This window comes from Streptomyces venezuelae, assembly GCF_008642335.1.
Lineage (GTDB): Bacteria > Actinomycetota > Actinomycetes > Streptomycetales > Streptomycetaceae > Streptomyces > Streptomyces venezuelae_F.
Genome location: NZ_CP029191.1, coordinates 3,407,617 through 3,433,392, shown reverse-complemented (window position 1 = coordinate 3,433,392; position 25,776 = coordinate 3,407,617). Strand labels below are relative to the sequence as shown.

The 25,776-nt window shown below is 71.8% G+C and carries 20 protein-coding genes; 7 read left to right on the top strand and 13 right to left on the bottom strand.

All coding sequences use genetic code 11. The features are described from left to right. Positions 1-91: 91 nt before the first annotated feature. A complete protein-coding gene (locus DEJ49_RS36390) occupies positions 92-1,513 on the bottom strand; it encodes a hypothetical protein (protein ID WP_223832849.1) in 1,422 nt (473 codons plus the stop codon). A gap of 286 nt (positions 1,514-1,799) precedes the next feature. Here DEJ49_RS36390 and DEJ49_RS36385 point away from each other — a divergent pair, with 286 nt between their 5' ends. Both DEJ49_RS36385 and DEJ49_RS15290 read left to right on the top strand, forming a co-directional pair. Continuing rightward, on the top strand, positions 1,800-3,368 hold the full coding sequence (locus tag DEJ49_RS36385) for a D-alanyl-D-alanine carboxypeptidase (protein WP_223832848.1): 1,569 nt from the start codon (positions 1,800-1,802) through the stop codon (positions 3,366-3,368). Positions 3,369-3,491: 123 nt separating this feature from the next. Further along, positions 3,492-5,342 (top strand): DMT family transporter, encoded by a 1,851-nt coding sequence (locus DEJ49_RS15290; RefSeq protein ID WP_150184634.1) that lies wholly within the window; start codon positions 3,492-3,494, stop codon positions 5,340-5,342. Positions 5,343-5,365: 23 nt separating this feature from the next. On the opposite strand, the gene DEJ49_RS15285 is transcribed toward DEJ49_RS15290, so the two are convergent. From DEJ49_RS15285 to DEJ49_RS15250, 8 genes are all read right to left on the bottom strand, one after another. After that, a complete protein-coding gene (locus DEJ49_RS15285; protein WP_150184633.1) occupies positions 5,366-6,640 on the bottom strand; it encodes an alpha-glucoside ABC transporter substrate-binding protein in 1,275 nt (424 codons plus the stop codon). After that, positions 6,637-7,815 carry a hypothetical protein gene (locus tag DEJ49_RS15280; protein ID WP_223832847.1) on the bottom strand — a complete coding sequence of 393 codons (1,179 nt, stop codon included), beginning with the start codon at positions 7,813-7,815 and terminating at the stop codon, positions 6,637-6,639. Before DEJ49_RS15280 ends, DEJ49_RS15285 begins: the two co-directional genes overlap by 4 nt. After that, complete coding sequence (locus DEJ49_RS15275) at positions 7,812-9,293, bottom strand: VWA domain-containing protein (protein ID WP_150184632.1); 1,482 nt, start codon at positions 9,291-9,293, stop codon at positions 7,812-7,814. Before DEJ49_RS15275 ends, DEJ49_RS15280 begins: the two co-directional genes overlap by 4 nt. Then, positions 9,242-11,641 carry a tetratricopeptide repeat protein gene (locus DEJ49_RS15270; protein WP_223832846.1) on the bottom strand — a complete coding sequence of 800 codons (2,400 nt, stop codon included), beginning with the start codon at positions 11,639-11,641 and terminating at the stop codon, positions 9,242-9,244. The genes DEJ49_RS15275 and DEJ49_RS15270 overlap by 52 nt, the downstream gene beginning before the upstream one ends. A 41-nt stretch (positions 11,642-11,682) precedes the next feature. Next, positions 11,683-13,440 carry a trypsin-like serine peptidase gene (locus DEJ49_RS15265; RefSeq protein ID WP_190329360.1) on the bottom strand — a complete coding sequence of 586 codons (1,758 nt, stop codon included), beginning with the start codon at positions 13,438-13,440 and terminating at the stop codon, positions 11,683-11,685. A 181-nt stretch (positions 13,441-13,621) separates the two neighbouring features. Further along, entirely contained in the window at positions 13,622-15,508 is a 1,887-nt protein-coding gene (locus tag DEJ49_RS15260) for a transglycosylase domain-containing protein (RefSeq protein ID WP_150184630.1), read from the bottom strand. 108 nt (positions 15,509-15,616) lie between these two features. Then, on the bottom strand, positions 15,617-16,297 hold the full coding sequence (snpA, locus tag DEJ49_RS15255) for a snapalysin (protein WP_150184629.1): 681 nt from the start codon (positions 16,295-16,297) through the stop codon (positions 15,617-15,619). Positions 16,298-16,454: 157 nt separating this feature from the next. Continuing rightward, entirely contained in the window at positions 16,455-17,762 is a 1,308-nt protein-coding gene (locus DEJ49_RS15250) for an MFS transporter (RefSeq protein WP_150184628.1), read from the bottom strand. Between the two features lie 170 nt (positions 17,763-17,932). On the opposite strand from DEJ49_RS15250, the gene DEJ49_RS15245 reads away from it, so the two are divergent. Then, positions 17,933-18,379 carry a PPOX class F420-dependent oxidoreductase gene (locus DEJ49_RS15245; RefSeq protein WP_223832845.1) on the top strand — a complete coding sequence of 149 codons (447 nt, stop codon included), beginning with the start codon at positions 17,933-17,935 and terminating at the stop codon, positions 18,377-18,379. A 16-nt stretch (positions 18,380-18,395) separates the two neighbouring features. On the opposite strand, the gene DEJ49_RS15240 is transcribed toward DEJ49_RS15245, so the two are convergent. Further along, positions 18,396-19,733 carry a cytochrome P450 gene (locus DEJ49_RS15240; protein WP_150184626.1) on the bottom strand — a complete coding sequence of 446 codons (1,338 nt, stop codon included), beginning with the start codon at positions 19,731-19,733 and terminating at the stop codon, positions 18,396-18,398. A 339-nt stretch (positions 19,734-20,072) separates the two neighbouring features. Here DEJ49_RS15240 and DEJ49_RS15235 point away from each other — a divergent pair, with 339 nt between their 5' ends. The 3 genes from DEJ49_RS15235 to DEJ49_RS15225 all read left to right on the top strand — a co-directional run bounded on the left by DEJ49_RS15235 (position 20,073) and on the right by DEJ49_RS15225 (position 22,259). After that, on the top strand, positions 20,073-20,789 hold the full coding sequence (locus tag DEJ49_RS15235) for a hypothetical protein (protein WP_150184625.1): 717 nt from the start codon (positions 20,073-20,075) through the stop codon (positions 20,787-20,789). Positions 20,790-20,941: 152 nt separating this feature from the next. Continuing rightward, a complete protein-coding gene (locus DEJ49_RS15230) occupies positions 20,942-21,427 on the top strand; it encodes a two-component system response regulator (protein WP_150184624.1) in 486 nt (161 codons plus the stop codon). 214 nt (positions 21,428-21,641) lie between these two features. After that, on the top strand, positions 21,642-22,259 hold the full coding sequence (locus DEJ49_RS15225; RefSeq protein WP_150184623.1) for a DUF4232 domain-containing protein: 618 nt from the start codon (positions 21,642-21,644) through the stop codon (positions 22,257-22,259). A gap of 23 nt (positions 22,260-22,282) precedes the next feature. Here DEJ49_RS15225 and DEJ49_RS15220 read toward each other — a convergent pair whose 3' ends face one another. Genes DEJ49_RS15220 through DEJ49_RS15210 form a run of 3 tightly spaced genes read right to left on the bottom strand, consistent with a single transcriptional unit; the run spans position 22,283 to position 24,026 of the window. Further along, on the bottom strand, positions 22,283-22,720 hold the full coding sequence (locus DEJ49_RS15220) for a DUF488 family protein (protein ID WP_150184622.1): 438 nt from the start codon (positions 22,718-22,720) through the stop codon (positions 22,283-22,285). After that, the gene (locus tag DEJ49_RS15215) at positions 22,717-23,337 is read right to left on the bottom strand and encodes a DUF488 family protein (protein WP_150184621.1); all 621 of its coding nucleotides are present in this window, start codon (positions 23,335-23,337) and stop codon (positions 22,717-22,719) included. Before DEJ49_RS15215 ends, DEJ49_RS15220 begins: the two co-directional genes overlap by 4 nt. Continuing rightward, positions 23,334-24,026, bottom strand: a complete 693-nt coding sequence (locus tag DEJ49_RS15210) for a dual OB domain-containing protein (protein ID WP_150184620.1) — start codon at positions 24,024-24,026, stop codon at positions 23,334-23,336. The genes DEJ49_RS15215 and DEJ49_RS15210 overlap by 4 nt, the downstream gene beginning before the upstream one ends. A gap of 206 nt (positions 24,027-24,232) precedes the next feature. Between DEJ49_RS15210 and DEJ49_RS15205 the strand changes: the two genes are divergently transcribed. Next, positions 24,233-25,447 carry a helix-turn-helix domain-containing protein gene (locus DEJ49_RS15205; RefSeq protein ID WP_150184619.1) on the top strand — a complete coding sequence of 405 codons (1,215 nt, stop codon included), beginning with the start codon at positions 24,233-24,235 and terminating at the stop codon, positions 25,445-25,447. Positions 25,448-25,776 lie beyond the last annotated feature (329 nt).

Here is a 25,776-nt window from a genome sequence, read left to right as displayed (position 1 = left end):
CAGGGTGACCCCTCTCACATTGGTCTGTCGAGAGCGCGTGGTCGGGATGTACGGGAACCAGTAGGTATGTCGTTCTCGTCTACCACGGGGGTTAAGCCCTCACACAGGACACTGGTACACGGTTCGGACAGTGGTTGTCCGGCCGGATTTGGCGCACGGTCAGCACACGGCAAGCATCAGTATCGGCAAACGGCATGGCGTACGAGGAGGCATCGGTGGCGGGCGAGACCCCCGACAGATCGAAGCAGCGGAAGTCGTCGGGGAACCCGACCCCGGAGGAGACCTCCGGGCCGGCGCCGGAGGAACGCGACCCGCGTCTCGCGATCACGCGCGAGACGCCGCAGGTGCGGGGGGAGGTCCCGGAGGACCGGGCAACCGCCGTCTTCTCGACGAAGGACGTCGCCGAGTCGGCGGCCGGTTCCGCCGAGCCGGACGACGCTCCCAAGAGCGAGGCCGGCGGGGACGCGCGGCTGCGCAACGCGGTGGCGGCGTGGGTCGCCACGTCGGACGACGACGCGGAGTCGCCGGCTGACTCCGCGCCGAAGTCGGCGGAGGAGAGCTCCGGCGAGACGCATTCGGAAACGCCGGACAAGCCCGAAGGATCGGACACGGCTGAGGTGTCGGACACGGCCGGTGCGACCGCCGCCGGGCCCCCGGCTTCTGCGAAGCCGGAGCCGAGCGGGTCGGCGAAGCCCGAAGCCGAGTCCGAGGCGGACCCGAACCCGGAGGCCGCGTCAAAGCCTGCGGCCGCGCCGAGGCCTGAGCCTGCGTCGAGGCCCGAGTCCACGTCGAAGCCTGCGGCCGCGTCGATCCCCGAGCCTGCGTCGACGGGCGAGCCCGCTGCGAGGTCCGAGTCCACGTCGAAGCCTGCGGCCGCGTCGAAGCCTGCGGCCGCGTCGAGCCCCGAGCCTGCGTCGAAGGTCGAGCCCACGTCGAGGTCCGAGTCCATGTCGAGGTCCGAGTCCACGTCGAAGCCTGCGGCCGCGTCGAAGGCCGAGCCCGGTTCGAAGCCCGAGCCGGCCTCGTGGCCCGAGGGCGCATCGAAGGGGGAGACCGCGTCGAGGCACGAGCCCCGGTCGCAGGGCGAGCCCGCGTTGAAGGCTGGGCCCGAGTCGAGGCCCGAAGCCGCATCGCAGGCCGAGCCTGCGTCGAAGGCCGAGCCCGGCTCGCAGGGCGCGCCCGGCTCGAAGGCCGAGCCCGGCTCGCAGGGCGCGCCCGGCTCGAAGGCCGAGCCTGCGTCGAGGCCCGCAACCGGCACGACGCCCGCACCCGGCTCGAAGGCCGAGTCTGCCTCCAGCCCCGAGGCTGCGTCGAAGCCCGTGCCCGGCTCGAAGGCCGAGCCCGCATCGAGCCCCGCCCCGGGTTCGACGCCTGCCCCGGGCTCGGCGTCTGCCCCCGGTTCGGCGTCTGCCCCGGGTTCGACGTCCGCCCCCGGTTCGACGCCCGCCCCGGGCTCGGCGTCCGCGCCCGGTTCGACGCCCGCTCCGAGTTCGGCGTCTGCCCCGGGTTCCACGTCTGCCCCGGGTTCCACGTCCGCCCCGGGTTCCACGTCCGCCCCGGGTTCCACGTCCGCCCCGGGTTCCACGCCCGCCCCCGTCTCGTGGCCCGCCGCTGCCTCGAAGGCTGATGCTGAGCCCGAGTCCGATCCTGCTCCTGAGCTCGACGCCGTTGCCGAGGACGATCCGGCCGAGGCCGATGCCGCTGACGCCAAGTCCAGCGGTGTCGACCAGGCCACCGCCGTCTTCAAGGCGCCGAAGGTTCCGGAGGCCGGGGGCAAGGGCGTCGATCAGCCCACCACCATGCTCAAGCTGGGCGACGCCGCAAAGGGAACTGCAAAGAAGGGCGCCCCGAAGCCCGAGGCCGATGCCGAGCGGACCAGCAAGTTCGTCGCGCTGAAGCCGCTCGACGAGCCGAAGGCGGGGCCCGAGGCGGGGCCCAAGGCGGGGCCGAAGGGCGCCTCCGCGGCGGAGCCCAAGGGGTCTGCGACCAAGGTGTCGCAGGCCAAGGCCGCCCCCGCGGGCCCCGCCGTCCCCCCGCCCGTCGAGCCCACCACCCAGCAGCCGCTGCCGCCGAAGCCGCCGATCGATCTGCTCGCCGAGCTGACCAACACCCCGCCGCCGCCGGAGACTCCGGTCCGCACCGCCGTGCGGAGGGTGAAGATCTGGACGCCGCTGGTGCTGCTTCTGTTGGTGGTGTTTGCAGTCGTACAGGTCGTGCGGCCGCTCCCGACGCCCACCCTGCAGCTCACCGCGCAGGAGACCGTGAAGTTCGAGGGCGGCAAGCCGGACGTGCCGTGGCCGGCCGACGGCCAGGCCGCGATGGACGTCAACGGCATCGGCACGTTCGGTACGTCGGGTGAGCAGAAGCCCGTGCCGATCGCGAGCATCGCCAAGGTCATGACGGTCTACCTGATCCTGCGGGACCACCCGCTGGAGAAGGGCAAGGAGGGCCCGAAGATCCCCGTCGACGCCGCGGCGCAGAAGCACTACGAGACCGGCAAGCCGGCCAACGAGTCGGTCGTCAAGGTCACCGAGGGCCAGAAGATCACCGAGTACGAGGCGCTGCAGGCGGTCATGCTGCCGTCGGCGAACAACATCGCCAAGCTGCTCGCCCGCTGGGACACCAAGAGCGGCTCCGAGGACGCGTTCGTCGAGAAGATGAACAAGACCGCCAAGGAGCTGGGGATGAAGAACACCCACTACACGGACCCCAGCGGCCTGGACAAGACGACCGTGTCGACCGCCGAGGACCTGGTGAAGCTGGGCCGCGCGGCCATGGAGAACCCCGTCTTCAACGAGATCTCCCGCCAGCCGAGCTACATGGACCTCAACAACGAGAAGCAGACGAACTTCTTCAAGCTCGTCCCGACCGTCGCCATCGGCATCAAGACCGGCACCACCACCGCCGCCGGCGGCAACATCCTCTTCGCCGCGGAGAAGAAGGTCGGCGGCGAGACGCAGACGATCATCGGCGCCGCCCTCGGCCAGTACGGCAGCAACGGCGTCGCCAACATCGACAAGGTCACCGACGTCACCAAGAACCTGATCGCGGCCGGGCAGGACGCGCTGAAGGCCAAGACGATCGTGAAGAAGGGCGACGTCGTCGGGCAGGTCGACGACGGTCTCGGCGGGACGACCCCGGTCGTCGCCACCAAGGACGTCTCCGCCGTCGGCTGGTCCGGCCTGACCGTCAAGCTGGAGCTCGACGAGATGAAGGGCAAGACCATTCCGAACACGGCCAAGGCGGGCACCGAGGTCGGTGTGCTGCACGTCGGCGACGGCAAGGGTGATGCCGTCGAGGTGCCTGTGGCACTGCAGAAGGACCTCAGCGAACCGGGCTTCGGCGCCAAGCTGACCCGGGTCGGCTGAGCCCCGCGCCGAGCCCGCGAGGGGAGGCCCGGGACGGGTCTCCCCTCGCGCGTGCGTGCTAGCGTCACAAGCTCGGGGACCCGGGGTACTCCGGAACAATGGACGACACGGGGAGAGCCTCCAGTGGCAACAGCGGAGCCGACGCGCGCCGACGACGCCGCCGCACCTGACACGGGCGACGGCCCCCGCACCGGTGGGCGGGTCAAGCTGCCGGCCCAGCGCAGCACGCCCGAGGGCGGGCCCGCGCAACCGTGGCAGAAGCGCTTCCTGCGCCACCCGGTGACGATCACGACGGCGGTCGCCGCCGTGCTGCACGTCGTCTGGTTCCTCGTCTTCGCCAACAGCGGCGGCGACCTGGCGGCGCAGGACGCCTGGGCCGAGTTCGTCGGACGGCACCCGGCGTCGGCGTACAACCTCGGCTGGTACGGCGGCATGCACCCGGTGTCGTACAGCGTGATCTCGCCGTATCTGATGTCGGTGCTCGGTGTGCGGACCACGATGATGATCGCGGGCACCGTCTCGGCGGCGCTGCTCACCATGATCCTCATGCGCAGCCGCGCGGTGAAGGGCCGGCTGCTGTGGCCGGTCGCCGCGGGCGTCTTCGCGCTGCTCGCCAACGCGGTGTCGGGCCGCGTGACCTACGGCCTCGGCCAGATGTTCGCGCTCGCGGCCGTCGCCGCCGTCTTCTGCTGGCCGCACCGCTGGCGCTACAAGCGGTGGGCGAAGGCCCTGGTCGCCGCCCCGTTCGCGGCGCTCGCGACGATGGGCAGCCCGGTCGCGGGCCTCTTCGTCGGGCTCGTCGCCGTCGCGCTGTTCCTCAGCAAGCGGTACCCGGGCGCGTACGCGCTGGGCATCGCGCCCGCCATCGTCGTGGGCCTCTCCGCGTGGCTCTTCCCGTTCTCCGGCACGCAGCCGATGTCGTTCGGCTCGGCGTCGCTGCCGCTGATCGCCTCGATCATCGTCTACTTTGTCGTGCCGAAGCAGTGGAAGACGGTACGGATCACCACCGCCGTGTACGCGGCGTTCGTGCTCGGCGTCTGGCTGATCAGCTCGCAGATCGGCTCCAACATCTCGCGTCTCGCGATGTCCTTCGCGGGCGTCGCGCTGATCGCCGCGCTGCCGTACGCGGTCCCGAAGTCCCGTACCTGGTACGTGATCATCGTGGCGTTCGTCGGCTTCACCGGGTGGATCGGCTACAAGGCCGTCGACGACATCGTGCACACCCGCTCCGACGCCTCCTGGACGCGTGAGGTCGCGCCGCTGGTCAACGAGCTGAAGGAGAAGGGCGCCGCGAAGGGCCGCCTGGAAGTCGTGCCGGCCCGCAGCCACCGCGAGGCGTCCGCGCTCCCCGCGTACGTACAGCTCGCGCGGGGCTGGAACCGGCAGGCCGACATGGAGCGCAACCCGCTCTTCTACGACGACACCCTGAACTCGGCGAACTACCACGAGTGGCTGCAGCGCTGGTCCGTGCATTACGTGGCGCTCCCCAAGGGCGAGCCCGACGGCGACGGCGGCAAGCGTGAGGCGCAGCTCATCACGGACGGCCTGCCGTACCTGAAGAAGGTGTGGGTCGACGACAACTGGCAGCTGTACGAGGTCACCGACCCGCGTCCGCTCGCCGAGCCGAACGCCGTCGTGACGCGCGCCGAGCAGGGCGAGATGACGCTGCGCGTCGACAAGCCGGGCCGCGTCCTGATCCGCATTCCGTACTCGCCGTGGCTGAGCATCGTCGACGAGCACGGCAAGGGCGTGAAGGCGCCGCAGGAGACCGAGGCCTCGAAGCGGCAGCGCGAGCTGAACGAGAAGCGGCCCAAGGTGTACGAGAACCTCAACGGCTGTCTGTCCGAGGCGCGCGAGGACCGGGCGGGCGACAAGTGGGTCGAACTGCTCGCCCCGAAGGCGGGCACCTACCGGCTCGGCTCGCCCTACCAGATTCCCCGCGGCACGCCCTGCCCGGAGGAGCTCGGCCGCTGACGCGGGCGGGGGGGGGCAGGCGCTCAGCCGCCGGGCGGGGCGCAGACCTCCGACTCCGGCATGTGTCCGGGGGCCGCGTCCTTCGCGGCTTCGGTGCGCACGGTGTCCAGTTGGGCGAGGAGTCTGTCGAGGCGCTTCACCGTCGGGTCGCCGAAGTACTGCAGGACGGCCCGGTGGAACGCGTCGCGCACGCCCGGCGGCATCACGTCCGACGCGTCGAAACAGAGCGTCCGCGCCTTCGCGGTCAGGATGCCCGCGATGCGCCGGCCCGTCGGATCGGTCGGCTGCGGGTCGGTCGCGTCGGGGAAGAACGGCTGCAGCCCGTCCGCGGCCCGGGCCCGCCAGAGCGTGCGGGCCCGCTTGCCGGAGAGGCGGTCGACGAGGGCGCGCGCCGCCGGGTCGTCGCTGAACACGGCGGCCATGTCGCCCGCCACCTCGTACGCGCCGTCGTGCTCGGGCCGCCCGCCGAGGTAGCCCGCCGCCGGGTCGACGCGGACCCGGTCGTGCGCGTACACGTACCGGATGAAGGCGCTCTGGTGCTCGTGCGTGCAGCGGGGCTCCTGGGAGTCGAGGAGGCCGCGCGGACCCACGTACGGCGTCGTCAGGGACCGGTCGATCGACGCCTCCGTGCGCTTGCCGAGCAGCTCGGCCCAGGTCGTCCACGCCTTGCGGACCCGCGGGTCGCGCCAGCGGACCTCCCCGGTGGCCCACCGCGTGTACGTGGCGGGGCCCGCCTGGTGGAGGAGGATGTCCTCGATCCAGTCGGTGCCGGGCCACCCGGACGTGGCCTGCGAGGCGAGACCCACGCACCACCTGGGGCGGCCGGCGGAGCTGCCCTCCTTGCTCCACACCAGGCTCTTCAGGTCGACCTTCAGCGGCACCCAGTACGTGCGGCGTCCGCCGTCCACGTCGAGGCGGGGCGCCCACGGCGGATACGCGCGGGCGGTGGCGGCGCGGTCGAGCGGGGTGAGGTGTCCGGCGCGGGCGTGCTCCACGAGTTCGCCGATGCTGTTGAGGATCGCCACGTCGGGCGGGTCGCCCGCCTCCAGCTGCGCGCCGAGCGTCTCCCGCAGCGAACGCGTGCCCTGGTAGGTGTACGACTTGCCGGTGCCGTCGTCGAGGCGGTGCAGCATCGCCTCGAAGGCCTTGCCCTCAGGGCCCGTCCAGGGGCCGAGCACGACGAGGGTCTCGGGCCGCTCGCTCCCGCAGGCCCCCGCGGTGACGGCCAGCAGGCAGGTCGCCAGGAAGGCGCGGAACGCGGTGCGCGGCCTCGCGCGGCGGCTCGTGCGGGGGCTCATGGGGTGGCTCCTGGGCGGGAGATGAGGACGTACTCGCGGCGGTAGGCGTGGAGCGTGACCGCGGTGACGCCCGCGCTGAGAAGGCCGGCGGGCGCCACCCACGGTGCGACCCCGTCCAGCGAGGAGAGGCGGCCCGCGGACAGGTCGTGGCCCGCGTGTTCGTCCAGGGACCGGATCAGGAGCGGGTGGCGCTCGCCGAACGGGTCCTCGTCGACGGTCGACTCGATCGCCGGGGTCGTCCGCTCGGCCATCTCGGCCGCCGTGGACACCACGCGCTGCTGCGCCCGGTGGGCGAGGGCGGCGTCGGCCGTCAGGAACGGCACGGCGAGCAGCGGCAGGGCGGCGACGAGGAGCGGGATGCTGACGTACAGGTGCAGGCGGTGGTGGAGGAACACCTGGGTGCGCCAGTGCCCGAACGCGAGCAGCACCAGGGCGAGCACCGACAGGGACCCCGCGGCCAGGACGCGGCCGCCCGGCGCCGCCCGGTCCGCGAGCCGGTCGCGCAGCCGGTCCTCAAGGGAGGAGATGCGGTCGACGACGGCGGTCGCGTCGGAGCGCGAACCGGTGGCGGGACGGCAGGCCGGATAGCCGTCCGCGTCGGCCTTCCCGCCGGGCGCGGGCCCGGGCGTCGAGCAGAGCATGCTGCGCGCGTACGAGAGTCCGGCGTCCCGCAGCGTGGGGTCGGCGACGTTGTTCTGCGCGAAGGTGATCCAGGTGCCGTAGTCGACGACGAGCCCGGAGACCACGTCGAGCTCCTGGCGCTCGACGGTGGTCAGGGCGCCGCTGCGGGCCACCTGGTTGAGGTGCTGCACGGCGCGTGTGGTGCGCGTCGTGTACCGCTTGCTCAACCCGCTGAGCTGCACGGCCTCCCCGGCCGCGAGGCTCTTGGCGGCCTCGTGGTCGGCGATGCGCAGGGACGTCTCGGCCTCGGCGAGCCCGACGAGCGCGGGCAGGAAGCTGTCCCGCAGCGTCGCCGAGTCCTCGCGGACGTCGGCGTACGCCCAGCCGAACGTGACGGCCGCGACGACGGTGAGCAGCGGCAGCGCGACGAGCCGGTCCCGCAGGTACGAGCGGTTGCGCGGGCGTTCGGCGAGCGGCACCGGCCACGCGTACCGGCGCAGGGCGCGCAGCGCGTCGGCGGCGAGCGGCGGGACGGCGCGCCACAAGGCCGTCACCGGGCCGCTCCGGGTGGCCGGGGGCCGGGAGGCCGGGGGCCGGGCAGATGGACGCCGGGCAGGACGGTCGTGCTGGTCTGGATGCGGGCGGCCTCCACGTCGAACTTCGCGATGCGGTCACGGAGTTCGACCCGTCCGGCCGCCGGGTCGCGGACGCGGACGAGGCGGCGCAGATGCTCCTGCATGGCGGTGTCACCCGTCTCGGCGGCGAGGCGCCACGCGGTGCCGAGCAGCGCCTCGGCGGCCGCGCGCCTGCCGAGCTTCAGCTCCGCGCAGGCCTCCTCGAAGGTGCGGTGCAGCTCCTCCTCCTGCCGGTAGTGGGCGACCTGCGGGTCGAGGCGGCTGTACAGGTCGGGGTCGTCGGTCCAGCGCACCAGCACGGGCTGCGGCGCGGGCAGCCGCAGCGCCGCCGGGCTCTCCGCGTCCAGCTCGACCTCCGTGAGGAGGAGTTCCTTGCCCATCTTGGCGGGGTCGTAGGGCGCACCGACGCAGAGCAGATAGGCACGGGTCTCCTCGCCGCACGGGCCGAGGTCGTACTCCTCGACGGGGCCGCCCGCGCCCGTCCCGACGCCCGACAGGTCGACGCGGTCGGGCCGGAGCGCGACCCGCGTGGGGTGGACCTGCTCGAAGGAGTGCGGGCGCACCCCGGCACGGTGGTAGAGGCGCAGCCGCAGGCCCGTGACGTCGCGTCCGGCGGCCTGCCCGGTGAGCGAGGCCAGCTCGTCAGGGAGCCGCGTCAGATCCGCGACGGCCCGCGTGCGCCCGCCCAGTGCCCGCGCGATGAGCAGGAGTTCGTCGGTCTCCCACGCGTCGCCGATGCCCACGACGTCGCAGGCGAAGGCCCGCGCGCACCGCTCGACGCGCTCCTGCAGCTCGGCCCGCGTCTCGTACCCGGGTTCGTTCTTGCCGTCGGTGAGGAGCAGCGCGTGCCGCACCCAGCCGCCGTCGCCCGAGGCCGGCAGCTCCCGGAAGAGCTGCCGGGCCCGCTCCAGCCAGGTGCCCATCGCGGTGCCGCCGCCCGGGGTGCAGTCGTGCAGGGCGGCCTCGGCGGCGGCCCGCGACTCGGCATGCGCGACGGCGAGCCCCGGCCGCCTCGGGTAGATCATGGCGGTCCGATCGCCCCCGGCGACCAGGGCGAACAGCGACCCGTCGGGGATGCGGGCCAGGGCGCCGACGGCGGCGGCGCGGGCGGCGGCGAGACGGCTCGGCGGCATCACCATCGAGGAGGAGTGGTCGATGAGCAGCACTTCCGCGAGCCGGGCCCCGGCCGTACCCGTCGTGGTTCCGGCCGCTGGGTCGCGCTCGGTGGCGGCGGGCGGCGCGTGCGCGGTGCCCGTCCTGCGGACCGTCACGGTGAGGACGGCGTACATGCGGGCCGTGTCCGCCCCGCCCGGAGTACGGGGGCGGGGCAGCTCGACGACCTGGCTCACTTCCAGGCCGACCGAGGCGGCCGGTTCCTGATCTTCTTGCCCAGCCATGGGAAGTCCTTGCCGAATCGTGCGTGCAGGAAGCCGAAGGGGCGGACCGCGTAGGCGCGGTCGAGGAGGATCTCGGCGAGCGGTATGCCGTCGTCCGGCGTGGGCGCGTCCCGGGCGGCCTGGTGGGCCAGGACCCGGTAGAAGCGGGACAGGTCGGTGCGCAACGCCCGTACGTCGGCGGGGAATTCGAGCAGCGGATCGGCGTGCGCGGCGACGGCGCGCAGCTGGTCCCCGGTGATCGCACCGCCCGCGCCGTCCTCCGCACCGAGGAGCCGGTGCGCCGCGCCCCACACCTCCGCCTTCATCCGTACGCGGGATGGTTCGTCGGTCAGGCCGTGCGCGGAGAAGAGCTGGGCCAGCGCGCGCACCGCCGCGCCCAGGCCTTCGGCGTCCCGCGCGTGGTCGACGCGGATGCGCACGGCGGCCGTGCGGGCGGCGGTGCGGTGCCGTGAGTGCTGCGGGACGGCGTCGAGGGCGGCGATGGCGTCGGTGAGGGCATCGGGGCCGCCGAGGGCGAGCCGCGCCCGGACGGCGCCGAACGCCGCGCTGCCCAGCGAGGGGTTCCGCAGCCGCACGGCCTCGTAGAAGGTGAGGGCCTCGTGCAGCCGCCCGAGGCGTTCCGCGCAGTAGCCGAGGGCCAGCTTCGGCGCGTACTCGCCGGGGATCGCCGCGTACACCCGGTCGAAGCGGCCGCGGGCCTCCGGCACCCGGGAGCGGGCCAGGGCGAGCAGCCCCCGGTGCCAGTCGAGCCGCCAGTCGTGCGGCCCGTTCGCGGGCCCTATGGCGTCCTCGGCCAGGGCGAGCGCGGTCTCGGCGCCGGTGAGGTCGACGCCCTCCGCGCCGAGATCCCCGCCCTCGGTCCGCAGCGCCACCCGCAGCCGCAGTCTGCACCGCAGCAGGTGCACCTCGGGGGAGTCCCGCCAGTCGCCGGTGTGCTGGAGCAGCGCCTCGGGGTCGTCGTCGCTGAGCCTGCTGAGCTCGCCGTGGTGGTCGTCGTCCGGGTCCGGGCGCGGCACGGGGAGCCGCCGGGCCACCTCGGAGGGGCCGGGAGCGGGGTGGTGCGGGGCGGCCCGCGGGGCGGCCCAGTGCCGGACCTCGGGGGCGGCGCCGAGCCCGCCGTCGAGGGCGTACGCGGACTGGAGGAAGAGCGGTGACGGCTCGAACGTCTCGGCGCCGGTGCGCAGGGACCGCAGCTCGCGGAAGACGCCGCGGAGCTGCTCGTCCATCTCGCGGGCCGTGGCGAAGCGTCCGGCGCGTGCGGTGCGGGTGGCGCGGCGCAGGGCCCTGGCGAGGGAGACGAGGCCGAGTCCGCGGTGGTCCCCGGTGGCGTCGTCGAGCGGGGCGAGCGCCGCCAGGTCCGCAAGGTCGTGGCGGGTGGCCCCGAGCCCGCACAGCGTGCGCAGCGTCTCGCCGAGGCTGAACAGGTCGTCCTGCGGGGCGGACTCGCCGTGCGGGCCGACGCTGGGCGCGCGGTAGAGGGCGGTGGTGAGGCCGGGGGCGCCCGCGCGGCGCACGCTGCCGACGTCGACGAGCTTGGTGGTGGAGCCATCGTGCATGACGTTGGGCGGCTTCAGGTCGCCGTACACCTTGCCGCGCTCGGGGGCGTGCAGGTGCGCGAGCGCGGCCAGGATCCGCACGCCGTACGCGAGGACAAACTCCAGGAAGCGGTCGCCGCCGAACTCCTCGGGGTGCTCGTGGGCGCGGGCCCGCACCTCTTCGAGGTTGAGCCCGTCGACGTACTGGAGGACGAGGAAGTCCCCGACCCCGTCGTGGTGCCCGTAGTTGAACACCCGGATGAACCCGTCGTGGTTGAGCTCGACCAGCTCCCTGCGCTCGCCCTCCAGGAGGCTGTACGACTCCGTGGCGAGCTCGGCGTGCAGCATCTTCACGGCGACCGCGCGGTCGTCGACCTTGGTGTCGTGGGCGAGGCATACCTCGCCCATCCCGCCGTACCCGAGGGGCCGCACGAGGCGGTACTGCCCGGCGAGCAGGGTGCCGGGCGGCAGGGGCAGCCCGCTGAGGGCCACGGGGCCGCCCGCGTTGTCGGCCCGGTCCAGGAGCGTGATCTCGGGCAGGACGGTGGGGTCGGGGTGCTCCGGGGGCAGGTCGACACGGGCCGGGCGCGGCGGGTCGGCGGTGACGCCCAGGTCGACGATCCAGTGCTGGGAGGACGACTCGCCGCCGGAGGTCGCGGCGGGGCGCGACGCCGATGCGGGGGGCCTCGGTGCCGACTCCGGCTCGGACACGGACGTGGACGCTGTCGCGTGTCCCGTGTCCACGGCCGAGTGCAACCCGGTCGCGGGGTCGACGCGCTCACCGCTGGCCAGGCAGTACCCGGTCGGCGTCACGGTGCCCGAACACCCCGGGTGTGGGCAGGACTTGACGGCCTTCACACGTCACCCCCCGGGTCGGCGTCCGCGAGCCGCCGCACCACGCGCGCGAACGCCGTCACCGCACGCTCGGCGTCGGCCAGCGGGCAGGGCCCGGCCAGCAGGAGCTGCTGCGCCGCGCGGTAGGGCCCGACCGCGTCCGGGTGCTCGGCGAGACCGCGCCGGGCGAGCCGCGCCAGGTGGTCGCGGAGCAGCCCGCGCAGCCGCAGATGCTCGTCGAGTACCGCGCGCAGCTCGCTCTCGGCCCGCTCGGCCCGCAGCAGGTAGGTGTCCACGGCCTGTTCGGCGTACGACAGCTTCTCCAGGAGGCGCGGCCCGCCCCGGCCCGTCAGCGGGCGCAGCTCGTTGCTGAGCTGGACGGTCCACAGGGCGGCCCGCGCCGCGTACCCGGTGGCGACCGGCGGGTCGACGACATGGGGTTCGACGCGGTGGAAGAGGCGCCGCGCGCTGCGTTCGGTGTCGGCGAGGGCGTCGACGCGGGCGCCGATGCGCTGCAGCCACTGCGCGGCACGCTCGGCGGGCAGCAGTTTCTCCGCGAGGGCGTACGTGAATCCGTGCGTGCTGGAGCGCACCACGAGCAGCAGCCGGGCGCCGGAGGCCGCCAGTTCGCCGAGTGCCTTGGCCGCGGCGGCCGGTTCGGTGGCGGACCGGTCGGCGTAGAGCACGGCGACGGCGGGGCGCCTTCGCGGTGTCGTCCGTTGTCCGGCGGCGTGCCGCAGCTCGTGCCGCAGGACGGCGAGGGCCTCACGGAGCTCCGGCTGGTCGGGGTCCTCCAGGGCGGCGCCCTCCAGGTCGAGGACGAGGCCGATGCTGCCGACGCGGGGCGCGATGCCGGCGCGGGACAGGAGCGAGTCGCCGCCGTCGGGGGGCGCGTCGGCGCCGGGCCCGACGGGCCGCACCGCCAGCTGCGGGGACTGTTCGCGGTCGGCCATGTTCAGGACGACGTACAGCGCCTGGCGTGCCCGGTCGTCGTCCTCGGCGATGAAGAGGACCTCGGTGTCCCAGGCGTCCGCGTCCCCGTTCAGCCAGCGCGTGACGGTGCGCTGCAGGCCGTGCGGGCGGGCGGTGCGGGCGGCGTCCGCAGAGACGACGCGGTGGCCGGGGATGGCGTGCGGCCCGGTCACGTACCGCTCGGCGAAGCGGCGGAAGTACTTGGCGACGGTGGCCGCCGGGATCATGTACCCGTGCTCGCCCCGTTCGTCGGCCTGCGCCAGGATGCCGAGCAGCCGGTCGCTGCCCTCTTCCCGTACGCCCGCGCCGCTGAACCCGCCCCGCAGCCGCTGCCCGGACCCGTCCCCCGCCCCGGTGAGGTCGATCTGTACCCGCTCGTCGCCCTCCCCGCCGGGCCCCCGGCAGACGCCGGTGAGCCACTGCCCGCCCGACTGGTACTCGGGGAACCCGTCGACGAGGACCGTGGCGCCCCGGTAGTCGAGGGTGCGGTGCAGCGCGACCGGCGAGGGGAGGGGCGCGGGGTCGTCCAGGACGAGGACGGCGAGGTCGCCCTGGGCCTTGCCGAAGGGCGGCACCCAGTGGCCCGCGGCGACGGTGGCGGTGCGGTGCGGGGTGCGGGTGAGGCCCTGGAGCAGCGGGAACTCGACCTGGACGCGGTCGGGGCGCTGTCCGGTCGCCGGGTCGCGGATCACATGGGCGCAGGTGAGCACGCGGTCGGTGCCGAACAGCACGCCGGCGCCCAGCACGTCACCGCTGCCCGAAGCCGCCCAGCGCCGCAGGCGTACCCGCCAACTCGCATGATCCATGGGTGAGTCGGGTCCCCCGTCCGCGGTTGCCGCGTCCCCCTCCATGTTTCCCCAGGATAGGTGCGGGCGCGGCCAAAGGCGCCTGGGCTGCAAGGTGAGGCAGGGGGAGGACCGCGCACACAGGGAGCGCGGGGGAGCGCGCAGGGCGCACCGGCCCCACCGGTATCGCCCGTGCCGGGGCCTACCCCTCGTACTCCCGCCAGATCCGCGGCGGCAGCACGTTGCCGCGCTCCGACTTCTTCCCCGCCACCCCCGACAGGGGCAGCAGCTGCGGCTCGCCGGGCCGCAGCCGGAACAGCGTCACCGCCGTCGACAGGTCCTTCGAGAAGCCCGCGAACCAGGCCGACCTGAGGCGGTCCTGATCGCCCGTGCGCCCCGCCGCGACGTCCACCCCCATGCGCTTTCCCGCCGTGCGCAGGGCGTCGGCGACCTCCTGGGCCACCTGCGGGTCGAGCGCGCGCCGCGAGGAGGGAGGCGCGAGGCCGGACAGCGGCTCACCGTCCTTGACGACCTTCGTGACCGAGTACGGGTCGCGCTGGACGCCGTCGTTGGCGAACGTCCCGTACGCGGCGGCCATGCGGATCGCGCTCGGTGTCGACGTGCCGATCGAGAACGTCGGCTCCAGGCGGGCCATGCTCTGCCGCAGCAGCCCGGCCGCGACCGCGGTCCTGCGCACCGTGTCCTGCCCGACGTCCTTGCCGAGGCGTACGTACGTGGCGTTGCCGCCGGAGACGAGCGCCTCGCGCAGCGTCGGCCGGTCCGGGTGGGGCTCGCCGTCTGCCCGGCGCAGGACCCCGTCCGCCGCGTAGTGGCTGTCGGCCGCGACGTTCTGCTCCGACACCCCGTACTGCAGCGCCGCCGCCAGCACGAACGGCTTGAACGCCGAGCCCACGGGGACGCCCGACGTGTCGGCGTTGTTGGTGAAGTGCGTGGTGGCGTCGGGCCCGCCGTAGAGCGCGACGAGCGCCCCGTCGGAGGGCCGCACGGACGCCGCGCCGACCTGCACGTGCCGGTCGGCCGCCCGCTTCCTGGGGTCGAGGTCGCGGGCGACGACGCGCCGCACCGCCTGCTCCAGGCCGCGCACCTTGGTCCTGTCGAACGTGGTGTGGATCTTGTATCCGCCGCGCGCGAGCTCCTCGTCGGTCAGCCCGGTCTGCTGCTTGAGGTACCGGTTGGCGACGTCGACGAGATAGCCGGTCTGGCCGCCGAGGCTGGTGGAGCGCGACCGGCTCCGGGGCTCGGGAAACGTCCGGTACTTCGCCCGCTCCTTCTTCGTCATCAGCCCGACCGCGACCTGCCGGTCCAGGATCCACGCCCAGCGCTGCCGCGCCCGCTCGTGGTTGGCGGCGCTGACCGCCGGGTCGTACAGGTCGGCGCCCTTCAGCATGGCGGCGAGCAGCGCGCCCTGGCTGGGGTTCAGCTCCTTCGCGGGGATGCCGTAGTAGGCGCGGGCCGCGGCCTCGATCCCGTTGGCGCCCCGCCCGAACCAGCTGGTGTTGAGATACCCCTTGAGGATCTCGCCCTTGCTCTTCTTGCGGTCCACCTTCAGGGCGATGACGAACTCCTTGACCTTCCGCGTGACCGTCTGGTCCTGCGAGAGGTAGGTGTTCTTCACGTACTGCTGGGTGATGGTGGAGCCGCCCTGCGTCTCACGGCCGCGTGCCATGTTCACGGTGGCGCGGGCCAGACCCTTGAGGGAGACCCCGGCGTCGTCGTAGAAGGTCTCGTTCTCGGCGGCGATCACCGCGTCGACGGCGGACGGCGCGATCTGGTTCAGCTCGACGTTCTGCCGGTTGATCTCGCCGGTGCTGACCATCTGCGATCCGTCGGACCAGTAGTAGACGTTGGCCTCGCGGCGGGCCGCCGCGTTCTCGTCGGGGATGTCCACGCTGACGTACACGCAGACGAAGAGGATGGCCACGGAGGTGAAGAGGAACCCCACCGCGCCGAGGAGCTGGCGCCACGACGGGAGCCAGCGCCGGACGCCGCTCCTTCCGACGCGCGGGTAGTCCACGATCCGTCGCCGGCCGCGGCGACGCGGCTTCTTCCGCTGAGCATGTGTACCCATGCCGGAGGAGAGCGCGCCGCACGCGGCCGGGTTGGCCCGGGAGCCGTTAGCGGTACGTAACAGTCCGCTCGTGCGCGCGGTGGGGAGACCGCGCGCGGCCGACGAGGATCAGCGGACCTTGGTCAGCGCACCCTTGTCCTTGAAGGCGGTGAGGCCGTTCGCCCAGAGCTGGTTGACCCGGGACCGCTCCTGCGCGTTCGGGTACGCGTTGGTGCAGGACGTGCCGGGACCGCCGCCGGACATCAGCTCGCTGCAGGGACCCGAGTAGTGGTCGGGAAGACCGAGCACGTGACCCGTCTCGTGCGCCGTCACACGCGTCGAGTTGTACTGCTGGTTCTGCCGGTAGTCCAGGAAGATGTACCCGCGGCCGTGCCCGTCCGTGGAGGCGTACGAGCCACGCGAGTCATTGCCCTCGCGGTACTGGAAGTTACCGGTCGAGCTGGTCTCCTGCAGCTTCACGTTGCTGACCGAGGAGTTCCAGATCTGCGTGCTCTGGGCTATCTGGCTGCGGAAACTGGGCGCCCGGCTGGTGTTGTAGGTGACGGTCACGACCTGGATGCCGGGCTTCGCCGCCTGCTTCTTCAGCGCCGACTTCATGACGGCGTCGAAGAACTTCTTGTTGGCGGCCTGCTCCTCCGCGGAGCCCACGTACGACGACGTGGCGTACGTCGACGAGGGCTTGACCGTCTCGGCGGCCGGGGCCGCGAGCGCGGACGGCGCGGCGGCCAGCGAGGCGACGAGCGCGGCCGAGCCGAGGGCGGCGAGGAGGCTGATGCGGGATCTGTTCATGGGGGTGTCCCTTCCGGGGAAAGGCCGGTAGCCGGTACGCCCGGGATGTCCGGGCCGCCGGGACCGGAGGCCTGCGGGTGCGGCTTCCGGTCGGGGACGAGTATTCGGGGAACGGGGCGTGTTCGTACCGATGTCATTCGGCGATAACGTCAAAGCATCAACTGTTCGGCGTACGTTCGCGGTTACGTGTTTCGAGCCGCGTTCCGCCGTTGCGCGACGGCGCCCGCCTGATTCTGCGGACGTCCCGGACGCACAGGTTCAGGAGCGTGGCGGCGACGATGATCCCCGTACAGACGGCGAGGACGGACCGGTCCGCGAACGCGGACGAGACGAGCGCGACGACGAGGTACCCGAGCGGAACGGCGAGCCGCTCACCGACCTGGTTGAACGAGCTCATCCGCCCCAACTCCGCGTCGGGCACGTTCTGTTGAAATGCGGTGACCCAGGTGACGCCCGCGACGTCCAGCGTGATGCCGGCCAGCACGGCGGACAGCAGCAGCCAGGGCAGCGGCAGCCCCAGCGCGAGCGCCGCGAGGGGCAGCGCGAGCCCGGAGCTCGCGCTGACCGCGACGACGAGCAGCCGCTCCGGCTTCCACCGCAGACACACCACGGTCCCGGCGAGGAGCCCCGACGAGAAAGCGCCCTGGACCAACCCCCACGTGCGGGCCCCGTCGTACTCCTGCTCGGTGACGACGGGCCCGAGCAGCTGGTAGCCCGCGAGCCAGGCGGCGACGAGCACGGTCCCGGCGGCCGTGTACGTCCACAGCCACGTCCGCGACCAGAAGCCGGACCAGCCCTCCCGCAGATCGGCGAGAGCACTGCCCTTGGCGACGGGCGCACCGAGCCGCAGTCCCAGCAACAGCAGGGCCGCGACGCCGAACGTCAGCGCGTCGAAGCCGAGCGCCCAGGCGGGCCCGCTCACGGCGACGACGAGACCTCCGGCCACGGGTCCGACGACCTTGACGGCGTTGGTGGGCAGCCGGAGCAGGGCGTTGGCCTGCTGGAGCTGGTGCGCCGGTACGAGCCGGGTGACCACGCCCTGCGCGGCGGGCGTCGTGAAGGCGATCGCCACGCCGGACACGAACCCGCAGGCCGCGATGGTTCCGGTGCTCGCGTGCCCGGCGGCGACCACGAGAGCGAGGGCGCCCTGCCCGGCGGCGGCGAGCAGATTGCCGAGGAACAGCAGCCGGCTCCGGGACAGCCGGTCGGCGAGGACACCGCCGACGAGCAGGAAGGCGACGGTCGGCACGGTGCTGGTGGCCAGCACGAGCCCGAGCGCACCGGCACCGCCGCCCGCGCCGATCACCGCGTAGGCGAGGGCGAGGGGCGCCATCGCGGATCCGGTCGCGGAGACGAGCTGGGCGAGGACGAAGCGGCGGAAGGCGGGGAGGCGGAGGGGGGAGGGGGTGTGGGTGCTGCCTTCGGCTGCGGTGCCGGTGCCGGTGCCGATGTCGTTCGTGGTCATGGTCCCCCGGGTCTCCTGGCGGTGCTGTGTGCGGCTTGGCGCGCAGCATAGGTGGCGGTGGCGTCCGCACAACGCGGCGCCCCCGCGGGGGAATTACTGGGACCGGGTACGGCTTGCTGATGAGGAGGGGCCGCGGAACCGCGGCCCGACCCCACCCTCGGAGAGGTCCCGTGTCCGAAACCCGCGCCCCCGGATCCGCCTACGACCCCCGCACGCTGCTCGCGGCATCCCGTCTCGGCGTACTCGCCACGATCAAGAAGGACGGCCGCCCCCAGCTCTCGCCCGTCATGCCCTTCTACGACACCGAGGCGGACGTCGTCCACGTATCGATGACCGAGGGCCGCGCCAAGACGGCGAACCTGCGCAGGGACCCGCGCGCCACGCTGGAGGTCACCGGCCCCGACGGCCGCTCGTGGGCGACCGTCGAGGGCACGGCGACCCTGACGGGCCCGGGCACCGACCCCGAGGGCCCCGAGGTGGAGGCCCTGGTGCGCTACTACCGCCTGGCGGCGGGTGAGCACCCGGACTGGGACGAGTACCGGGCGGTGATGGTGGCCGACCGCAGGGTGCTGATGACGATGACGGTGGACCGCGTGTACGGCGAAGACCTTCACTGAGGTCTGAGGGCCGTTCTCACGCGCCGTCGCGCGGGGTGACGACCATCGGGATGTCGTCGGCGGCCCACAGCACGAACCGTTCGACGGGCGTCACCTCGTGCCCCTCCACGGGCCGGAACCTGAACCGCTTGAGCAGCACGGCCAGCGTCAACTGGGCCTCGACCATGGCGAGCCCGGCACCCTCGCAGCTGCGCGGCCCGAGCCCGAAGGGAACGTAGGCGAACCGCGACCGCCCCGCCACGGCCTCCGGGGTGAACCGCTCGGGCCGGAACTTCTCGGGCTCGGGCCAGTGGTCGGGGTTCATGTGCACGGCCCAGAAGGGATAGAAGACGGTGGTGCCTGCGGGGACCTCGTACGTGCCGTCGGCGCCGTCGAGCACCATGTCCTCGGCGGTCTCGCGGGCTCCGTAGGGCCCGGGCGGATAGAGCCGCATGGATTCCTTCAGGACCATGTCCAGGTACGTGAGCTCGCGCAGGTCGCCGTAGTCGGGCGCCGACCGGTCGCCGAGGACGCGGTCGAGTTCGGCGGCGACACGCTCGGCGACCTCGGGGTGGCGCCCCAGCAGGTGCAGGGTCCAGGAGACGGCGACGCCTGTGGTGTGGTGGGCGGCGAGCATGATCACCATGACGGTGTCGCGGATGCGGGCGGGGGAGGTGCCGGCGGCGAGGAGGGCGCGGATGAGGTCGCTCCGGTCGGCGCCCTGGCCGCTCTCCTCCCGTGCGGCGATGACGCGGTCGACGGTGGAACGCAGGTAGTCGAGGGCGAGGGAGGCCCGCGTCGTACCGTCGTCCTCGCTGAGCACGACTTCGAAGGCGTCGACGACCTTCTCGGCGTCGACGGCGTCACTGCCGGCGCCACCCAGGGCGTAGGCGCAGATCATGCGCAGAGAGAGCGCGGTCAGTTCCTTCTGAAGAAGAACGGCTGGTTGGCCCGCACCAGCACCGGCACCGGCACCGGCACCAGCACCGGCACCACCCCACCGCTCGGCGAGCCCCTCCACCAGAGAGACGAACTCCCCGAAGTGCCGTTCGTGGGAGGGCCGTCCGGCGAGTGTCTCCAACAGCACGCGCCGCCAGGGCGCATGCTCCTCGGCCCCGATGACCTGGAGGTTCCCGGCTTGGCAGAAGGGTTCGAGGAACGCGAAGAGGGAAGCGGGCCGCTCGTCGACGCGAGCGGTCTGCTCCAGCACCAGCGGATCGGAGACGGACACGGCGACTCCGGCCCCCGGCAACTGGAACCGCACGACGCCGCCGTACTCGGCGTGCAGCCAGAGCTGGTAGAGATGCAGGCCACCCGCGTCCGAGATGGCCCCGACGCCACCGTCGTCACGTAACGCGGGACCTGGAATCGGCATGGGTTTCCGCACGGCGATACCTCCGTAGTCCGTCGTACTCCGGCGAACATCTTTCAGGCCAGTAAACTGCGCGCGCTCAGAAGCATCAGGGCGGTCCAGGGAAGCTCGGAACCGGAAAGATGAGGAAGACAAGTGGCACACGGGGGATACCAGGGCTGGGACCCGACGAACGGCCGGCCACAGGGAGGCGGGACGCCGTCCCCCTACGCACCACCCACGTATCCCCAGCCCCCGTACACACCCCAGCCCCCACCACCGCCATACCCCTACCCTCAGCCCCAGCCTCCCCGGCGCCGCCGGACGCTCTGGGGTTTCCTCTTCGTCTCCCCGCTGATCCCGGTGATCCGTTCCGCCCGCCGCAGGGCGGAGGCGCTGTTCAACAGGCCGGGCGCGGGCCGGGTGGAGGACAGCCTGGTGACGCGGGTCCAGCTGTGGCGCGCGATCGCGGGCGCGACGGCGACCCTGTACCTGATCTACACGTACGGGGCGGACGACGGCTGGAGCGGCGTGGCCAACGACGGCGTGGTGAAGCTGATCCTGGCGCCACTCCTCCTGATTCTCACGGGTCCGCTGGTGGTGCTGGCGTTCATCCGTTACGCACCCGCCGACCAGCGGCACGTCCTCCGCTCCCGCCTGGGCGCACCGCTGAAGGCGGTGGCCTGGTACGTGGGAATCCTGATCGGCGTCGCCCTGATCCTTGCGGGCAGCGCCCTGCTCCTCAAGCAGAACTACGGCACGCTCCTGAACGGCTTGGTGGCGCTCGCCCTCCTGATCGGCCTGATCTGGCTGCTCCCGTTCCTGGCCTTCGCCTCGGCGTACGCGGCGCGGTACGCCTTCAACACGGCGAACGTGCACGCGGCGCTCCCGGCGGCACTCACCGTCGTACTCGTCTGGGAGCTGATGCTCTGCAGCGTGGCACTGGACGGCGGGCTGCCGCACGGTCCGCCACTGGCACAGTGGAGCGCGATTCTCGGCGGTCCGGTGTCCGTGACGGCGGTGGCCCTGTGGGAGCTCCACCGCATGCGGACGCGCCACGGGGTCCGTATCCGTACCTGAGCAAGGGAGTTGTGTGCCGGAAGGGGGGCGCATTTTTCTCCGTTGCTGAAGATACTGCGGTCATGAGCATAGTTATGGCCCGTGTGGTGACACGGGGATTACACGCCCAGGTGTCGGTTTAGCGTGGTTACTGACAGAGGGGGCCTGCGTCCATGCTGAACAACTCAGTGATCCTGGTCGTAGACGACCACAAGGACACCCTGTTCGCGCTGGAGAGTGCGCTGGCCCCGCTCGGCTACCCCTTGGTGAGCGCCTCCAACGGCGACGACGCCCTGCGCGTGATCCTCCGCGGGAACGTGGGCCTGATCCTCCTGGACGTCCGCATGCCGGGCGTGAGCGGCCTGGACGTGGTCCGCTACGTCCGCCGCCTGGAACAGACCCGCGCCATACCGATCGTCCTCCTGACGGGCTTCGACGTCAGCAGGGAGATCTCGGCGGCGGCGTTCCGCCTGGGCGTGGCGGACGTGGCCCTGAAACCGATCGACCCCCTCACCCTCCGCACGAAAGCGCGCTACCTCTTCGAGACGTACGGTCAGCTCAGGTCGATGCAGAGGGAGATAGAGGACTTAAGGGCCCAACTGAAGTCGGGCATCATCACGTCCACACCCCTGAACGACACCGCTAGAGACGAGGCGTGACTCTCGCGCTCCGGCCTGCTCCGGCTCCGGCTACGCCCTACGGCCCCCTTGAGCGGCCGGAGGTGACCCCGAGAGGGCCGTTAAGGGCAGCGCGAGGGCCATGCGGGCAGCGGCCGTGACGGAACGAAGACGTCGTGGGAGACCGGCTGTAACTCCGTGCGAGCTACAAATAGTTCAGACCGCACGGACAGCCGCTACTCCCCCGGGGGACACCATGAAGAAGACCCGCCTCACCGCTCTCGCCGCCGTCACCGTCGCCGCAGCCCTCTCGCTCACCGCCTGCGGGGGCCAGGACTCCGGCTCGGGCACGTCCTCCAAGGGCTCCGCGGCCTCGAACTCGTCCTCCTCTTCCGCCGCCTCGAAGGGCGGTTCCGGCGAGGACATCAAGGCCGAGGCGGCGGGCAACGCGCAGAAGGCCGGCGCCAGGATCACGTTCTGCAGGACCGCGGACCTGGCGATCGACGCGCGGGACGCCGCGCCGGACGAGAACACCGGCCGCATCGACATCACCATGGTCAACCGTGGCTCGAAGACCTGCTCGGCGACGGGCTTCCCGGGCGTCGACATCAAGGACGCCGACGGCACCTCCAGCTCCACCCAGCGCGGTCAGGCCCAGCCGCGGGTCACGACCTTGAAGCCCGGTCAGGCCGCCGTCGCCAACCTGGCCTACGACATCGACCACAGCGGCGAAAGCATGTCCGACCCCACCCACATCCTGGTGACGCCCCCCAACGAGACCCACACCGTGACCCTGAAGTGGCCCGCGGGCGCCGGCGCGATCAAGGGCATCGCCGCCGACGTGCAGGTCTACCCCACGCACAACGTCAACTAGCCTGCGTACGCCGGGCGCCGGCGTCAGACCAGGTGCTCAATCGTCGCGCCGCCCCACCGCTCCGCCAGATACTCCGCGACCAGTCGACGATGACACTCGTGCGGTTCATGCTCGCTGCAGAGCAGAACCGCATTGGTGATCAATTCCTGAGGGACGGTCTCCGACACGCTCCGCTGTGCCATAAGGCCCAGGAACTTCTCCTCGTAGGCCGCCCAGCCGGAACCGTGCTTCTTGAGATCGTCCAGGATGGGCTGCGTCGGCGCCAGGTCGGGCCGATGAACGTACGCCATTCCGCAGAGCTCGCCGAGGAAGTACTTGAGGTCGTCGCGCTTGGCGAAGCCCGACAGCTGCGAGACGTTGTTGAGCCGGACGTCGACGAGGGTCGAGGCGCCGGACGTCTTCAGCAGGCCGAAGAACTTCTCCGCGGGCTTTTTCGTGAAGCCGATCGTGTAGATCTTCATACGTCCGCCGTCCGGTCGGTGTCGTCAGGTGAGTCCTGTCTGACGTACGCGATGCGCTCTTCCTGACGGCTCAGCGCCTCGTCGAGACGCTCGTCCGGCGTGCGGAACAACTCCGGCTCCGCGAGCCCGAACTTGGCCATGAGCCGTTCCATCGCCGAGTCGTGACTCTCCACCCGCCCGTCACCGTGAATGTGCTGAACGACCGCACCGCCCTCCGCGAGCACCCGCGAAACGAGCACGGTGCGGTGGCAGTTCAAGGGTTCGCCCTCGGTGCACATGATGGCGATCCGCTCGGTCACCGCGCCCTTGGCCAGGCGCTCGATGCCTTCCCGGAACTTGCGGGTCTGAGCGAGTCGCCCGTACTGCACCCGCCCGTCCACATAACAGCTCATGTCGTCCGTGCGCGCGCCGAGCTCCTCGCCGAGGAAGACGTACTTGATGCCTGTCGCCTGCAGCGCGGGCTCAAGGGACTTCCGGTTGAAATGCGGAGCGAACTGGCTGGCGGGGACGGACCGGACGTCCGCGACGGCGGTGACGCCGTTCTGCCGCAGCAAACCGACCAACGTGTCGAGATCGTGGTTGGAGTGCCCGATGGTCATCAGCATGTCGGAGCTCATCTGTCGCTGCCCGGTTCTGTCGTGCGACGCTCGATTATGGCCGCCACCATCTTATAGAAGTGGCCCTTAAACTCTTCGCCCAGGCTCACGGTCAGGAAAGACTCGGACAACTCGTAACTTCCCACGCCCAGTGCCCGAAACCGCTCCTCGTACACGGCGTCGGTCACCTTGAGAATGTACGTGGATCCCTCATGGCGGAACTTGGCCCGCACTTCAAGTTCCTTGTTCACGTCATAGGGTCGATCCACCTCAATGGTGACGGAGCCGACCCGAATCAACTTGAGCGAGTTCACCAGCACGAACTCTTGCTCCACCGCGACCCGGTCGTTCTTCCCCTTTCTGCTGCTGTCCTCGCTGTTTATCCATAAGCGCTTGGTCTTCTGCTCCAGACGGCACAGCGCGCCCCACCCGATCCGCCCCTTCTTCACCCACTGGCTACTGGGGTCGAGGATCCAGTTCTCGGTCTGGAACCCGAACCTTTTCGGCCTGAGAAGCCGCAAGGACACGACGTCGAGTATCTGCGGCTCCGTGCCGTCCCGGTACTGCCTTTCCGCGGCCGAGACCTCGTGAGTCTGTCGACTGCTGACAGGCCGCACCCAAGCGTTCGACTCGACGTCTATTCCGGCGATACACCGCCCAAGGTGTTTCCGAGAATTAGCCAAGCAGATCAACTCTTTGACAACCGCCACTTGCCCCCCTGGGAATTGTGACCATGCCCGACAACACGACGGCCCTTCCGGGCTCGGTCCAGCGCCGGGTCAGTATCGCAGCTACTGATCCAGTCCGGTACAGGCTTCATCAGCACTGCGGAGGCGGTGACTTGGCCGTATGAGGGGCAGGGGCCGAGGGCATGGCCAAGCCATCCTCGACCGTAGGTTCGGCGTACCGTGACGGCGTGGCAAACGACGACCTTGGGCGAACTCTGCGACGTCTGCGCCGCCTGGCCTCCCTGACCCAAGAGGACCTGGCCGAGCGCTCCGACGTATCCGTCGATGTGATCCGGCAGCTCGAGCAACGGCGTAAGCACTCGGCGCGCCTGCCGACTCTGCACGCCCTGGCGAACGGCCTCGGCGTGGAACTGACGACGCTCCTCGGGGATCCTCCAGCCGTCTCCGCGACAGGAGAGAACGACGGGCCGCGCTTCGTGGCGGTGCGCCGCGCCATCATGCCGGCGTTGTGGGGCCCGGAGCCGAAGCCGCCGGAGCCCGGCTTCTCGCTGCACGCTCTGCGCGAGCGGATCGCGGAAGGATGGACCCAGTACCACTCTGCCGAGTTCGACACGGTGATGAAGGCACTGCCGGACCTGATCGCGGATGCGCGGACGGCCGCGGCGTCGAGCAACGACGACGACCGTGACGCCGGTTACGCGGCACTGGGCAAGGCCCTCCAACTCGCCGGGCACGTCGCCGTACGCATGGGGAAGACGGACCTCGCGCTCATCAGCCTGGAGCGCGCCATAGACGCCGCGGGGCGATCGTCCGACGCCTTGCTGCGCCCCATGATCGTCAACTCCGTTGCGTGGACCTACCAGCGGCAGGGTCGTCTCGGAGACGCCCTGAGCATTGCCCTGCACGCGGCGGACGACATCAAGGAGAGTCGGCACACGGGCACTGCCGACGGCTTGAAGGTCTGGGGTGCGCTCACCATGTCCGCCGCCACGTCGGCCGCGCGCAGCAACGACTATGAGCGGGCGGCAGCGTTGATGGCACAGGCCGAGAACGAAACCGCGCGCGTGGCCAAGCTGCCGGAGGGCGGCGACAGCCGCATGGTCAGCGTGTTCAGCCCGTCGTCCGTGCGTATTGAGCGCGTCCGGCTGGCCGTTCAGTACGGCCGTCCCGAGGAAGCCCTGGGGCTGGCCGCGGGGATGCGGCTGAGCAAGGACACGCCTCCGTCCTGGCGGACGTGGCTGCTCCTGGATGTCGCCCGAGCCCATACGGATCTCGGGAACGCGGCAGAGGCCGTGAAGTCCCTGGAATCGCTGCGCCGGGTGGCTCCGACCTGGATGCAACACCACACGCTGGCCGTAGCCATCGTGCGTGACCTGTGGTCACTCCCCAACCACCCGGCGGGGCTAAGCCCGTTGGCCGAGTTCCTGGGTGTGGCCGCATAGACGCCGCCTGGTCGCCGATCGGCGTCGCAAAAGTAGGACGCCACATCCCTGTCACGTTGCGTAGCGACCCGATTCCTAGAGGCTCGCCCCGAAGTGGCTGCCTGGAGCCATGGAACCGACCGCCCCAGCCGCGATGTACCCGTCCTCTGAGGTCAGTTGGCCGCCAGCTCTTGTCGCGCGGCTAGGTGGACCGGGGCGGAGACAGGAGCGGCGGCCCGGGGAGTCAGGACGCGCGCGGGGAGCGGAGCGAGCCACCTTGAACCAGTAGAGAAAGTTGTAACTCAGTCTGGCCACTGAGGCTTGAAGTCGTATGTACAGGCTGGGAGTTC

Coding starts and splice junctions, on each gene's coding strand:
- DEJ49_RS15260 (WP_150184630.1), bottom strand. CDS start 15,508: ATGGGTACACATGCTCAGCGGAAGAAGCCGCGTCGCCGCGGCCGGCGA.
- DEJ49_RS15225 (WP_150184623.1), top strand. CDS start 21,642: ATGAAGAAGACCCGCCTCACCGCTCTCGCCGCCGTCACCGTCGCCGCA.
- DEJ49_RS15275 (WP_150184632.1), bottom strand. CDS start 9,293: ATGGCTGGGCAAGAAGATCAGGAACCGGCCGCCTCGGTCGGCCTGGAA.
- DEJ49_RS15265 (WP_190329360.1), bottom strand. CDS start 13,440: ATGGATCATGCGAGTTGGCGGGTACGCCTGCGGCGCTGGGCGGCTTCG.
- DEJ49_RS15230 (WP_150184624.1), top strand. CDS start 20,942: ATGCTGAACAACTCAGTGATCCTGGTCGTAGACGACCACAAGGACACC.
- DEJ49_RS15250 (WP_150184628.1), bottom strand. CDS start 17,762: ATGACCACGAACGACATCGGCACCGGCACCGGCACCGCAGCCGAAGGC.
- snpA (WP_150184629.1), bottom strand. CDS start 16,297: ATGAACAGATCCCGCATCAGCCTCCTCGCCGCCCTCGGCTCGGCCGCG.
- DEJ49_RS15215 (WP_150184621.1), bottom strand. CDS start 23,337: ATGAGCTCCGACATGCTGATGACCATCGGGCACTCCAACCACGATCTC.
- DEJ49_RS15240 (WP_150184626.1), bottom strand. CDS start 19,733: ATGCCGATTCCAGGTCCCGCGTTACGTGACGACGGTGGCGTCGGGGCC.
- DEJ49_RS15220 (WP_150184622.1), bottom strand. CDS start 22,720: ATGAAGATCTACACGATCGGCTTCACGAAAAAGCCCGCGGAGAAGTTC.
- DEJ49_RS15285 (WP_150184633.1), bottom strand. CDS start 6,640: ATGAGCCCCCGCACGAGCCGCCGCGCGAGGCCGCGCACCGCGTTCCGC.
- DEJ49_RS36385 (WP_223832848.1), top strand. CDS start 1,800: ATGCTCAAGCTGGGCGACGCCGCAAAGGGAACTGCAAAGAAGGGCGCC.